The sequence below is a fragment of the Saccharicrinis fermentans DSM 9555 = JCM 21142 genome (genome assembly GCF_000517085.1).
Taxonomy (GTDB): domain Bacteria; phylum Bacteroidota; class Bacteroidia; order Bacteroidales; family Marinilabiliaceae; genus Saccharicrinis; species Saccharicrinis fermentans.
Map to the genome: position 1 here is coordinate 3,302,686 of NZ_KI912107.1, position 13,718 is coordinate 3,316,403.

A 13,718-nucleotide genomic window follows, 5' to 3' on the forward strand; every position below is an offset into this window, starting at 1 on the left:
TGAATTGGTTTAAAGCCCGGCTACTGCTCGAAGCTGTTTCTGCTTAATTAGGATTGCTTTTGCACGGAGTTTTACAAGCTTTAATTGCTTTCCGCTATCAAGCTTTATCTTTTTGCCTTTCGGTGCTGCTTGTTTCTGCTTGGCTAGTCGTTTTGGGAACTCCTTTTTATCTTGCTCAAACATCTGCATTGCCTCATTGGTAAGGCTGTCTGTGGTGGTGTCCCGTTTTGTTCCTTTATCCAAATACTCATCGTAATAATGACGTGGTATTTTAACCGATAAACTGAATCGCTCTCCAAGTAGGTTAATCAGCTTGGGCATTTTACTTTCTTCTACCGAAGCTCTCATATTACCCGATACCATCTCAAAACCGTCACGATTATTGACCAAAAGCTTTAACACTTCTTTATCCGTGTATATTGGAATATGGCTTTTAGTTTTAGGCATGATGACCTTGAAAGTATCATCATAATGCCTAGCTATTGTGATTCTGTTTTCGGTGGCAATAGTTGAGCCATTGCGTAGGCTCATAATATGTTTTTGAAGTTTGGCTATTGGAGCTACAACGTAATTATCTGCCTTATTATCGTTGTTGTCAGGCGACCAGGCTTCTGACATTAAAATTCCTTTCTGAACACCTCTACCTTTGGTTGTAAAGCTTACCAACTTGCCTGAAAAATCGGCAGCTCCTTGTAAGATATTTCCTGTTACGATGTAGCGGTTTTGCCTATCTGCTGTAAAGGCTTTAATCGCTTCATCCCATCGGTCAATTAATATTTCTTTCTGATTTGATGTGAGCTGTATACTACGGCTCATAATCCGCTCAATTTCCTTGGCTGTATCGCCCGATGCAGCCAACACGATGTATTTACGACTGTCTGAAATGGCAAAGCGTAACTTTACCGAAGATGGCGCATAAGGATTCTTGCGTTTTGTGTTAATATCAAAGCCTAAAAAGATACAATAGGAATTATCGCTACTATCGGTTTCAAAGCTTACCGCAGGATAGAAATAGCCATGCCCAACCTTGAAGTATTTGAAGAAGTTATTTAAGTAGCGTTGACGGTTTTCGCTTTGTGTTTTTATTCGAGTGGTATCAAGCCCTTTGGCTTTAATGATTTCATCTTCACGCTCAACGATATATTGCATTCGCTGTTGCTTCTCAAACACAGGGATTTTCTGATACCCTTTTTCTTCAGGAATACCATCCAACAAGTCTTTATACTTCTCTTCTAAGTCCTTTATATCGGAACTCAGCTTATTTTGCACATACTTCTCATGTGCGAAAACTATATCTTCAGAAATGCCATCTGGCTGTTTATTACCGAGAGCCTTTTGTATCAATTTCTCAACATCAGCTTTGACATAAGGCTTTTTGAGTACATTACATTCACATTTTTCTAATAGTGTATCGTTACCAAAAACCGAGCGTCCACCTTTCCCGGCAATGACCACATTCTTATCAATGGATTCCGCTTTTAGATTTAAAATCTCCACTTCTAAGTCATATTCATCGGCTTGTTTGAGGTATTCGATATAATCGTTATAACGCTCAATAATCTCGCTATAAAATTTCTCTTGTTCCTTTACAGAAAGAACGGCTACACGACCCGTTACTTTTGAAGCATCGCCCTCTGTTGGCGTTCCATCACTATCCTTACCATCAAACTTTAATGGGTTGTCCAAAGCTTTGTTTAGCTCTTCGTTTTCCAACATGTATTGACGTACCACTTTGTCTCCGTACTTATTTAAAAAGTCGTCCGATTCCAATTGTGATTTACTGTTCTTTTGGTTGGAGGTAGTATTCGCATCCAATGATTTCAGCTTCTTTTTAAGCATCATCATAAAACGCTTTTGTGCAGGAATAGCAGAAATAATGTAATCGTAAATCGGTTTCATTATTTGCCCTGTACGATTGATTCTACCACGCTTTTGAATCTCGGTGTTGATGTTCAATTCCGGTTGGAGTATCACCATCACACGCTGCTTCACTTTATCAGCTGATACTTTATCGGTAACAATGGCATGTGCTGAAGCTCCTGTCGAACCACTTTGATTGATAAGCAAACAATCCAATTCATTCTCATTAAACTGACGAAATAAATCCGCTGTATTTTCTTTTTTACGCCTCATTACCAATGCCGTTGTATTCTTAGCTTTGGTAGAGTTGTATTGTACACAAAGCTTACGCCCCGTAACTTCGCCAACTGAATAGCCGGCTTCTTTTATTTTTTGGATGATTAGGTCCAGTGGGCTAATGGTAATTCCTGTTGAAGCTTGTTCAATTCGTCTGATAATATCATGGTAAGCCAATTGAGCATCTTCGGACAAATCTGATATGTTAAAGGTTTTCCCTTGACCTTCGCCATCAATATCTTTCTCTGTATAGCGGAGAACTGAATCCAATCCTTTCTCCAATACGATAGAAAAATCTCCGTTTATCACATCATCGGGTTTTGCCATGCCTTCTAAAAAACTTCCCATTGTGGAGGCAAAAGCAATGATCGGCTTTTTGCCTTGCTTCAATCTCTGTATGGCATGTTCGGCAACATCGGAGGCATTGATACTAAACAGCAATTGGTTAATGACATTAAAGACCTTTGAGAAATACGGTACATTATCAACCCCTGCTTTGCTTGTTCCTTTTCTGGTTTCAACTTCCTTTCCCTCGGCTGCTGCAATGCCATCTAGCTCCTTTACTTGCTTGTTGATATACTTCTCCTGGAAGCCTATAATATCACGAATGATAGCCGTAACCTTGTCTGCAATATCAGCCTGTTCTTTGGCTTTTTCTTTTAGTTCAATGTAGTTTACTTCAACACCCTCGAAAGAGCGTTCACGCCTTATCATTTGTCCCTCACTCACCAATTGTGCAGCGAGTACTTCTTGCAAGGCTACACCGCCTTTCATAATCGCCTCTACCAAATCTTCTTTGCTCATATTGGCATCACTCATAGATGTTTTTTGAGCATAAATTGGCATGTTATCTGGACGCTTAGCAAATGTGGCGGATAGGAAACAAACACCTTTGGTTTGGCGCAATACATCTTGCATAAATTCGCCTGTATTAGAACTTCCTGAAGCATTGTGAGCTTCGTCCATGATAATGACATTACCATTGGCTACAGAACTTAGAAACTGCTGTTTGGCTGGTTTTTTCGGTTGGTTGAATTGTGAATAGGTAGCACAAATAAAATTGTAATTATTGGGTGCTTTCTTACTCTTAATAATCCGCTCCTGAGTAGGCTTTTCGGGAGCTGTATAAATCACTTCTCCGCTTTTATCCTTGATATTGGTTTTACTCTCTTTGGTATTCACTATAAACGGAACCAGGGCAGAACTTCCTATGTCTGATAAATCGCGATACAAGTCCGTAAACAGATTGGGCTTTTCAGATAAGAACACAGGCTGCAAACCACTTTTCACACCGTAGCGAATTAAAGCTGCTGCCGTTCTCCCTTTACCAATGCCTGTTTGGTCGCCAACGATGATTCCTTGCTTACGTTTTTCAATATTGTAGATAGCTAATGATACAGCATCAATCTGTTCACACGAAAGAGACTTTACCAAGTCATCATTTTCGTAATCGAGTTTCTCGGCAACGAAATCAAACAGAGGCATCCCAATGCTTTTCTTGATTTTACGGATGGCAATGTGCATTTCATGCCCCATCGAATCGGGTACTGTAGTATCTAGTATAAAACCTTTCTCGGCTGTTGGAATATAAGCCATACCCAAGCCTTGAACACCAAGCATACCTTGTAGGTATTCATGCTCATTCTGAGCCAGCTTTTTGGTGCGCACAAAGCTTTTGTTGTTGGTGGTTTTAAAACCTAGCTCAATAAGCCTTGTAGATATATGTTGTGGTGGAACACTACCAAACTTGACGGTAATGCTATTTTTAGTGAATGCTATTGCCTGTTTCATATAGAGAGTTGTTTTTGTTTTATGGAGATTGCTTTAGCGTGTAGCTTTAATAATTTCAGCTTGTCGGTATCGTTGCTAATAAGCTGAGGTTCTAGCCATACTCTATCCCAAAGCTCTTCATGGTTATTGACAATGGTGCTATGCAATTTATTTTTAAGTGGAGCTGCGCCTGATGGTGTTTCTTTAGCTCCATCAATCAGAATCAATCGTGTATTGATTGAAGTTCCTTGTCTGGAGTAAAGCTTCTTGCCGTTAATTAGGATGATGTCTTCTACATTGTAAAAATGATAGAGGTAATTCAGGAAAATGCGATTGTTCCCCGCAGTTACTCTGCCTTGTTCATCCCAGGTGGTATGACCACCTATGATAATGGCTGCTTTGCCCTTGTCTTTCATGCAGCGTAAGGCATTCAGAGCCATAGCATGTTCTAATCGTTTGATTTTGAATTTCCCAAATAGAATGGGTTCAGAAAGTGAACCGAAAGGTGGATTGGTAACTATTCCATCAAAATTTTCGTCATATACTTTGGGAGGTTGCAAGGCATCCCAACTACTAATATTTGCAAATGGCTGCTGCTTGAGGTTTTCAAGTCTTACATCATCCAATTCATTTACAAATGTCTTTCTGTATGGAAGTGCAATGGTCAATAAACCATTGCCTGCTGATGGTTCGAGGTAAATGGATTCATTGCTCGAATTAAGAATATAACTCGAAGCCAAAAACGAAATAGGTGCAGGAGTGGAATATTGCTGCATGAGAACGCTCATGCTCGTTCTCATGGACAGGTTAACCTGTGATTGGTAAAGGGCTACAATATCAAGGTACTTTTCGTAAGTGCTTAACGAACTATCGTGTGCTACCTCTCTTGCGTTAAGGATTATTGCCAGTTCGGTAAACTCTTTAACAAGGTTCTTATTGGTAATACCGAAGCTTTTAGCAATACTTTCTATTGTGGTTTTAGAGTGCTTGCGAGCGCCCAGTAAATCCTCACGAACTCTTGATATGTAGCCCTTTTTATCCATTTAGAGATTTAATCAAGTGTGATTGTCTTATCTGTTTCGTCTTTGAATGTCAGTTTCAAGTTATTCCCTGCTACATCAACCGAAAGACTGTCCACATCTGCATCTACAAAGTTTTTCATGAAGTTGATTTGGAAGTTTAGAAGCTCAGCCAATTTTGCTTCCCAGTCTTCTCCAGAAAAGATTCCTGAATCAGCATATATCTGTAGGAACTTTTTTAAGAAATCAGGAATGTTCTGTAAGTTGGTATCCCAATCAGCTCCATTAGAAGCGTTTTCCTCAATACCTGAAAGCTTGTCTTCATCGGCTTGTGGATAACTACGTTTCTCCGTATTGGCTTCAATAGCCGTTGCCTGTTCCTCTGATATGGTAGTAGGTTTGTTACTCACATTAGCCTCCCAATCTGCCCCGGCAGTAGCATTCTCTTCAATACCTGATAACTTATTCTCGTCCGTTTCGGGATAAGAACGCTTTTCAGTATTCGCCTCAATTGCTGTGGCTTGGTCTTCTGAGATAGTCGTTGGTTTATTCGCAATATTGGATTCCCAGTCTGCTCCATTAGTAGCGTTTTCTTCAATGCCAGAAAGCTTATCTTCATCAGATTGTGAGTAGCTACGTTTTTCTGTATTGGCTTCGATAGCCGTTGCCTGTCCCTCTGATATGGTAGTTGGTTTGTTACTCACATTAGCCTCCCAATCTGCCCCGGAAGTTGCATTCTCTTCAATACCAGATAACTTATTTTCATCCGTTTCAGGATAAGAACGCTTTTCAGTATTAGCCTCAATCGCTGTAGCTTGGTCTTCCGATATAGTTATTGGTTTATTGGCAATATTCGATTCCCAGTCTGCGCCATTTGTAGCGTTTTCCTCTATACCAGAAAGCTTGTCTTCATCAGATTGTGGATAGCTACGTTTCTCTGTATTGGCTTCGATAGCCGTTGCCTGTTCCTCTGATATGGTAGTAGGTTTGTTACTCACATTAGCCTCCCAGTCTGCCCCGGCAGTAGCATTCTCTTCAACACCTGCCAGTTTGTTTTCGTCCGTTTCAGGGTAAGAACGCTTTTCAGTATTTGCCTCAATCGCTGTAGCCTGGTCTTCTGAAATGGTAGTTGGTTTATTGGCAATATTGGATTCCCAGTCTGCGCCATTCGTGGCGTTTTCCTCTATGCTAGAAAGCTTGTCTTCATCGGCTTGTGGATAACTACGTTTCTCAGTATTGGTTTCAATAGCTGTTGCCTGTTCCTCTGATATGGTAGTCGGCTTATTGCTTATATTTTCATTCCAATCAGCCCCGGCAGTAGCATTCTCTTCAATACCTGATAACTTATTTTCATCCGCTTCAGGATAAGAACGCTTTTCAGTATTAGCCTCAATAGCTGTGGCTTGGTCTTCCGATATAGTCGTTGGTTTATTGGCAATATTCGATTCCCAATCTGCGCCATTTGTAGCGTTTTCCTCTATACCAGAAAGCTTGTCTTCATCAGTTTGTGGATAGCTACGTTTCTCACTATTGGCTTCGATAGCTGTTGCCTGTTCCTCTGATATGGTAGTGGGTTTGTTACTCACGTTTTCATTCCAGTCTGCACCCTTAGTTGCATCAGATGGAGCATGGTCAGCCTGGCTGTGTTCATAAGCTGTTTTACCGTGGTCACCTCGATGGGCAGTTGTTTCTGTTTCGCCCAACTCAAGCGCATTACCTACAAAAATGTATTCCGAACCACTCCAACGATAGGTTTTATTCCTTTCCTTATCGAGATATATTTTGCCTGTTTCTCCACTTTCAGGGAAGCCGGCAAGAGTTGCATATTCTAATACGTCATCCACATATGATGGTAACTGTACCGATGGTATTTGACCATCAACCAAATCTGCCTTATAAGCTAAATCAGGTTTGTCAGCAAGGTCGTTGTAACTGATACCAGTAACAGAACCGCTGATACTATCCGCAAAAGTGGTGCGTATTTCAATACCGCCATGCTCGTTTGACGTAGGGCTTGTCTGTAAAGAATCTTCGCCCGATGGCTTGATGTTGTTTGCATTACCAATAATGATAATACCACCTTTTAAAAGCCCTGCTGCTGTTCGTGGTGCATAAGCTGAATCCGATAGTGTTGGATTAACTAGATTTGCTGTAGTTCCTGATTCAATTACATCAAAAATACTACCCACATTATTGGCTTCCATTTTGAATGATGGCTTGACAACCACAATTCTATTCAGTCCCAAATCTTTGAAAACAATATCGCCTGCAGCAACATCTTGTTTGGCTTCAAAACCACAATCACTAAGCGTAGTCGAACTATTAAAAAGCTCCAATGCCCCTTTAGATGCAGGATACTGAAAATTGATTTTTTCAAAGTTTACATTGCTGTTATTAATCAGGAAAGCGTTGTCTATATTGAAAAGCACATTGCTACCTGTTGCCAAAGGTTTCAGGTTGATGGTGTAGGAAAAATCACGAAAGGCAATCCTGGAACCTGTATCATCCATATACGGACTATCTTCAAACAACAAATTGATACTTGTTGCGTCATCATCGTTATACTTTAATGCCTTGGGCAATGAATTGATTAAGTCCACGATTTGTGAAAAAGGTGTATCTTTTTTAATGATAAAACCTTTCTGCTCAGGCTCAAAATCAAATCCTGATACCGACTGTGATTCACTTAAATCAAAAATGCCCTGGAACACTTTATACTCATCAAAAGGCATTCCTAAATAGGCGTAATTGCCATTGGTTGCCCATTCTCCGTTTCTAAGTGTTGGAGGTACGCCTCCTTTGAATTTCTTTATAGTACCCATTTTAATATCTTATAAGTTTTTAAATCATTGAATAGGCTTGCTCAAAGAGTTGCGGAGTGATAAAGCTCTTGCCATTTTCCACTTTTGTCATTGAGAGAACCAAAAGGCGAAGCGTGTTTTTTGTTGGTCGTAGCTTGGTTTGTGGCTGCACCTTTAAATCTTTACAGACTGTATTGATGTATGCCTTTGTGTTATTTTCAAAGCTTGGAGCATAACGCTTTACAATCTTCTCAACCGTAGTAAATCCTTTGCCCATATAGTTCTGCAAAAGCTTTATCATAGCCCTAACACCATATTCAGGAGCCATAAACATCTCAAATCGTCTGTCTTTGTTCTGGTCCTTGGATAGCTTACCATGCCACTTACTATTGCTTTGAATGATATTGCCCGGATTGTTATTACGAATCCCTCTGGGCATTGATGCGAGGTAAGTGCTGCTACCATTCCAATTCTTAAAATTAGGAGGCAGCGCATTGTTATTTGTAGTTAGAATATTTGCAGGACTTTTGTCAGAACCACCTTGGGGCAATAGCCCACGTTTGCGTTTGTTTCTTCTGCGAATCAAAACAATTGTGGTCACTATCGCCCCGGTGGTTAACACCCCTCCCGAAATAAATAATATCTTCTTTTTCTTTGCATCCATAGTTTACTGTGTTTTAGAGAGGGATTCCCCAACTGTCGAACTTAGGTTTGATTTTGGCAATCTCTTTGTCGCCTAACTCAAAACGAAGCCAACCAATCAGGTTGTGGTTTTGTCCTAAAAGAGCAGCCCGCCCTCCAATCAAGTACATCTTTAGACCAAAGGCTTTAATTACAAGCAGCATGTCATCCTTGGTTTTCACCTTGTCTATGGTGCTATAAATCGTTTCTTCATCTGTACCAAAATCAAGCATTGCACCGTAAAGGGTGTTGGCAAATAAGGCAGCATCCGATGGCGATATGGTCAGATTCTGTTGTTTTATCTCCATTTTCTTTATCGAAGGAGCTGCACTGGCTGATGTGCCGTCAGGATTCCTACGCTTTTTGATGGCACGATAAATCAAGAATCCCCCAATGCTTAAAGCGACAAAGGGAATACCTACACGAATGCCTGTGCCAATGAGTGCTGATTTGCTTGCCTTATCCAACTCCATAGCTTAATTTTTAGATGTATCGTAATGCCGTTTTTACAATCGTTGGATTCTTCGCCACCTTGCTCAGCAGCTTAACAATATCCTCTTGTTCCACCTTATCAACTGCGTTTTGAATAAGGTTTCCAACTTGCTTAACCGTCTCTGTTGTATCGGCTTCAATCGTTATTCCTACTTTGAATTTTCTCATAATCGTCTATTTTTTTTAGTTGACTTATTCTTCGTTATCTAATTCGGTTTCTCCTGGTTCTGAAATGCCATTAACCGCTTGATTCAGGAACATGAGGGTTTTATTAATGAGTTCTGCTTTGTCTAAGCATAGACCTACGATATTTGCGATTTTAGCCACCTCTTGTAATTCCCATGTTCTAAGGGCATCGGATAAGTTCTTGATAATCTCTGCTTTCTTCTTGTCTTCGGGAGAGTTGGAAGAACCCATATCAGTAATCTCCACATTGGTTTCAGGGATTTGAGCTGATTCGTCAGAACCATCATCAACCATTCCTAAAGCTCCTTTGAGTTCATCTGCTGATAAACCTAATAGCTCTGCTGTTTTGGGACTATTGGTAAGGATGCGAGAACCGATACCTACTAATGCGCCTGTGGCAACACGCTTCATTACTTCGTTTGGAGCATATCCGGCAAGACGACTTTCAAGGTCTGTTTTATCGGTTTTTAGCTCTTTATTTTCGCCATAATAGCGTTCTTTTTCAGCTCTTAGTTCAGCGTTCTCATTGCGCAAGCGTTCGTACCTTTCTTCTAGGTTGGTATAGCGTGTTTCAAACTTGAAGTCATCCAATTGCTTTTGGTAAGAGATTCTTTCAACCTCTTTGTTGTTTCCAGATAAGGCATTGAACAGACCAAACAAGCTTTCAACTTTGCCTTTTGCCTGTTCGTTTTCTCCTGTAATCAAACCTAATAAACCGTTGATTTCGCCCAATCCATCGTTACTACTCTGAATTTGTTGCTTTTCAACTTCCTGTTGCACGATAGTTTGAATATCGCCACGTTCCAAAGGTGCTTTGGGTGGATTCATTAATCCACTAACGTTGATGGTGTAATCGTTCAAATGTTTGGCATTATGGCTTTTACCACCATACACATTCACACGCAATGTACCGTGTGCCTGTTTTGCCTTCTCAATGGCTTTCTCAATATCACTATTGAACATCTCTGTTCCGGCAGTTCTTGAAGTCAATGCCGTTTCATCAATGCCTGTTACCAGGTATATTTCATAGGCGTATGGGTATTTTTGTTCTACCTCTGAACGCTTTATAAACTCGAATATGCTTTGTATCTGCTCTCTGTAATCTAACATTTTAATAGTATCAAGTAGTTAGTATCAAGTATCAAGACTATTTACAGCTTGTAAAATCTTGATGTATATATCCAATTATCAACTCACGTTTTACGTGCGGTGGGGAATAATCTTTACAAATTCCAAGCGGTAAGGCTTGAATGTTTCTGCAATGGTTTTGATGTCGATGTAATCTGTGAAAACACGGAATCGAAACTCATCCATAAAGTCGTATTCTTCGGGGGTAGCCGTAAACACATTATCGCTGCTAATCATTTCAATTTCCTCGATATGTGCAGGAAGAGATTTGGTATTCAGAATCCACATATCATTATTCAGGTCGATGCTGTGGTTTGCCGATGTTACTGTTATCATTACAGGCTTCAATTGATAGCTGTCTATCGTGCGAAGTCCTTCAATGCGGTCTTTGGCAATGGTGTGTAACAGTTCGCTTGTGTTCATCATGATTCAGCCTCCTGTTTTTTGGATTCAACTTTTGCCAATGGCTCTTTAAAATCTTCGTACTGAATGTAAATGCGAATGTTCAATGGTTCAGCACCACTTTTCATATTGCTTTTATAAACTGTATGAATGCTGCTATTCACGTCCAGCGGTTCGCTGAAAGGAATAACTTCTTTGGATAGATATTTGATGTTTCTGTTTGCGGTATGTAAATAGGAAATTAGTACCATCAAAATTTCGCAATAGAACATCACCAGTTGTAGAAATAAAAAATAGCCTCCATTTTTAGGTTGTGAAATCTAAAAAAACAAAGGCTATGAATAAAAACCAAAAAGTTTTTATGTGGTACAAAGTTAATGAATTATGGAAACAAGGACTCAATAAGAGTCAAATAAGTAGAGAGCTTGAGATAGATAGAGGCACTGTCCGTAAATATTTAGCAATGGATGAACAGACTTTTATGTTGTGGATAAATAAGCCGCATCGCCTGTCAAAAAAGCTCTCTGGTTATTATAAATATGTAAAAACACTTCTCGAAAGCACGCCTTACTTGTCAGCCGCCCAGGTAGAAGATCGTTTAAAAGAATCATTTGAAGATTTACCGAAAGCAGATAGCAAAACGGTCTATAACTTCGTAAAAACGATTCGGGAGAAGCATGCCATCAATAAGTACAAAGAAGTGGGTTCCCGTCAATATCAAAAGCTGCCTGAGGTAGCTTATGGTAGCGAGGCTCAGGTTGATTTTGGCGAGATTACTATGCAGAGTGGAGAAGGTCATCGTATCAAAGTGTATTTCTTCGCCATGGTACTTTCGCGTTCTCGCTACAAGTACGTTTATTGTCAACGCTGCCCTTTTACCACCCAAACTGCGGTATATGCTCACGAGTTAGCTTTTAATTACTTTAACGGTATACCAAGTAAGATCATTTACGATCAGGATAAAGTATTTATAAAGGGGGAAAATCTTGGTGATGTTTTATTAACAGAAGGATTTCGAAGTTTTTGCCAGCAATACTCTTTTGAAACTATTTTTTGCAGGAAAGCAGATCCTGAATCCAAGGGAAAGGTTGAGAATGTGGTGAAATATGTCAAATATAACTTCCTGAAAGGTCGTACATTTCAGGATCAAAACACCCTTCAGGAAGATTGCCTGGTATGGCTTAAACGTACAGCAAATGCCAAGCTTCACGGAACCACCAGGAAAGTCCCTTATGAACAATGGTTGATTGAACAATCACATCTGGAACCTTACCGCGACACCCCTGAAAAACCATTAATATTACTGCCTGGTTACAAGGTTCGAAAAGACAACACCGTTGCCTACAAGGGAAATTTTTACAGTTTACCAATAGGGACTTACAAAGATGCCGATACAACCGTGCTTCTTGATGACAAAGGGATACCCTGGACTTGTTATCTGATGTAAATACGCTTGTTGCGTCTCATAAGATTCCGCTGGGAAAGGGTGTTTTGGTGCGCAACACGGATCACTGCCGCGAAAAATCAAAGACGCTACAACAGAGATATGAACTTTTATTAAACGCTTTTGGCAATACACCAGAATCACAAAGCTATTTGGCTGACCTGGAAAATGACAAACCGCGTTATTTTCATGATAATATAAGGAAAATTTTAAAAGCTATAAACAATGCGAACGATCGGGTAAAAACGGAAACTTTAAACTTCTGCATCGAAAACAAAGTGTTTAATGGGTATCGATTTGCGGAGGTACTTGCCCATCTTCAAAACGAAGAAAAACAAATATCGGAGGCGAGTAAAATAAACATCAGTAAAGTGAATGTGGAACCCCCTAAGGAGTCGATTGCTCCTGCCCAAAGTAGTATCGAAATTTATGAAACATTATTGAGATAGATCATGAAGCAAATAGAACAAATCAAGCAGTATGCCGAATTATTGCGGCTTACCCAGACAAAGAAGTCCCCAGAAGAAATCTTGCATCAGGCGCAAATAGATAAGCTTTCATATACGGAATTCACCCTGGAGTTATTGAAAAAAGAAGTCCTTCACAGGCAAAATACCGATCTGGAGCGAAGACTCAAACTAGCCAGATTACCGAAGAAACATCAGCTGGATAACTACGATTTTAATGTTGCCAACGGTATTACAAAACCCCAACTAAAACAACTGCGTGAGTTGATGTGGCTGGAACAAAACTACAATCTGGTTTTAATGGGACCATCCGGAACCGGTAAAACCTATATTGCGGCGGGCCTTGTGCATGATGCTGTAGTTGCCGGGTACAAATCTTATTTCATCACAATGGAAGAACTTGTTACCATATTAAAAATGAAAGAAATGACATCTTCTGCTTTAAATGCTTACAACCGACTGACAAAAGCTCATTTAATTGCGATTGATGATATAATGCTTTTTCCTATTAAGAAACATGAAGCTGTGGCATTTTTCAACCTTGTAAATCACCTACATGAACAGACCTCTGTGATTATTACAACAAATAAATCGCCTAAACAATGGGCTGAAACCCTCGAGGATGAAGTCCTGGCCACGGCACTGTTAGATCGCTTGCTTTATCGATGTGAAGTCTTGAAATTGGAAGGGAAAAGCTATCGGATGGAAAACAGAAAAACAATCTTTTCTCATGAACACTAATCCCTTGCATGCTTCGTTCGCTACGCTCTCTTTGCATGCAAGGGATTAGCAATATATTTTTTAATCATAAGTGATGGAATACTATTGCGAAAAATTGCTGATGTATAATTTGCTATTCTCAATGTCATGCTGAAAACATAACTTCAACCAACGTTTGGCAAGGGGTCAACATGCTCCAGAATATCCACCAGTGATGTAAATCCTCGCAGATGGCTTACGGATGTATTTTCTAAGATGGCGTTATACAACAGTAGTTATGATTTAGACTTGGCTGATCTTTTACCGCACAATTGGAAAAAGTCTAATAGTTGTCAGAATATTCCAAAAAACACCCACTAATTTCGATTAATTCCAAAAGATTCCAGTAAAACTTAGAGAATTCCAACGCTCCAATCGACATCCCGATTGGAGCGTTTTTTTACTTTTGCAATATGCAGCAGACCGCATATTT

12 protein-coding genes are annotated in these 13,718 nt (G+C 39.9%); 3 read left to right on the forward strand and 9 right to left on the reverse strand.

Annotation, left to right across the window (positions count from 1 at the left end; all coding sequences use genetic code 11):
• Positions 1-9: 9 nt before the first annotated feature.
• From CYTFE_RS0113400 to CYTFE_RS0113440, 9 genes are all read right to left on the reverse strand, one after another.
• Positions 10-3,927 (reverse strand): strawberry notch-like NTP hydrolase domain-containing protein, encoded by a 3,918-nt coding sequence (locus tag CYTFE_RS0113400; RefSeq protein WP_027472200.1) that lies wholly within the window; start codon positions 3,925-3,927, stop codon positions 10-12.
• Complete coding sequence (locus CYTFE_RS0113405) at positions 3,924-4,949, reverse strand: N-6 DNA methylase family protein (protein WP_027472201.1); 1,026 nt, start codon at positions 4,947-4,949, stop codon at positions 3,924-3,926. The genes CYTFE_RS0113400 and CYTFE_RS0113405 overlap by 4 nt, the downstream gene beginning before the upstream one ends.
• Positions 4,950-4,957: 8 nt before the next feature.
• Positions 4,958-7,747 carry a hypothetical protein gene (locus CYTFE_RS28775; protein ID WP_052343194.1) on the reverse strand — a complete coding sequence of 930 codons (2,790 nt, stop codon included), beginning with the start codon at positions 7,745-7,747 and terminating at the stop codon, positions 4,958-4,960.
• A 19-nt stretch (positions 7,748-7,766) separates the two neighbouring features.
• Positions 7,767-8,390 (reverse strand): hypothetical protein, encoded by a 624-nt coding sequence (locus CYTFE_RS28780; RefSeq protein ID WP_052343195.1) that lies wholly within the window; start codon positions 8,388-8,390, stop codon positions 7,767-7,769.
• A gap of 13 nt (positions 8,391-8,403) precedes the next feature.
• The gene (locus CYTFE_RS0113420; protein ID WP_027472203.1) at positions 8,404-8,880 is read right to left on the reverse strand and encodes a hypothetical protein; all 477 of its coding nucleotides are present in this window, start codon (positions 8,878-8,880) and stop codon (positions 8,404-8,406) included.
• Between the two features lie 10 nt (positions 8,881-8,890).
• Complete coding sequence (locus tag CYTFE_RS30020; protein WP_154665670.1) at positions 8,891-9,067, reverse strand: hypothetical protein; 177 nt, start codon at positions 9,065-9,067, stop codon at positions 8,891-8,893.
• A 24-nt stretch (positions 9,068-9,091) separates the two neighbouring features.
• Entirely contained in the window at positions 9,092-10,195 is a 1,104-nt protein-coding gene (locus CYTFE_RS0113430; RefSeq protein ID WP_027472204.1) for a hypothetical protein, read from the reverse strand.
• Between the two features lie 90 nt (positions 10,196-10,285).
• Positions 10,286-10,639, reverse strand: a complete 354-nt coding sequence (locus tag CYTFE_RS0113435; protein ID WP_027472205.1) for a hypothetical protein — start codon at positions 10,637-10,639, stop codon at positions 10,286-10,288.
• Positions 10,636-10,869 (reverse strand): hypothetical protein, encoded by a 234-nt coding sequence (locus CYTFE_RS0113440; RefSeq protein ID WP_154665671.1) that lies wholly within the window; start codon positions 10,867-10,869, stop codon positions 10,636-10,638. The genes CYTFE_RS0113435 and CYTFE_RS0113440 overlap by 4 nt, the downstream gene beginning before the upstream one ends.
• Before the next feature lie 83 nt (positions 10,870-10,952).
• On the opposite strand from CYTFE_RS0113440, the gene istA reads away from it, so the two are divergent.
• The 3 genes from istA to istB are packed head-to-tail and all read left to right on the forward strand — an operon-like array spanning position 10,953 to position 13,267.
• Positions 10,953-12,062 carry an IS21 family transposase gene (gene istA / locus CYTFE_RS26495; RefSeq protein WP_052343196.1) on the forward strand — a complete coding sequence of 370 codons (1,110 nt, stop codon included), beginning with the start codon at positions 10,953-10,955 and terminating at the stop codon, positions 12,060-12,062.
• The gene (locus tag CYTFE_RS28785) at positions 12,047-12,508 is read left to right on the forward strand and encodes a hypothetical protein (RefSeq protein WP_052343197.1); all 462 of its coding nucleotides are present in this window, start codon (positions 12,047-12,049) and stop codon (positions 12,506-12,508) included. Before istA ends, CYTFE_RS28785 begins: the two co-directional genes overlap by 16 nt.
• A 3-nt stretch (positions 12,509-12,511) precedes the next feature.
• Positions 12,512-13,267 carry an IS21-like element helper ATPase IstB gene (istB, locus tag CYTFE_RS0113450; RefSeq protein ID WP_027471363.1) on the forward strand — a complete coding sequence of 252 codons (756 nt, stop codon included), beginning with the start codon at positions 12,512-12,514 and terminating at the stop codon, positions 13,265-13,267.
• Positions 13,268-13,718 lie beyond the last annotated feature (451 nt).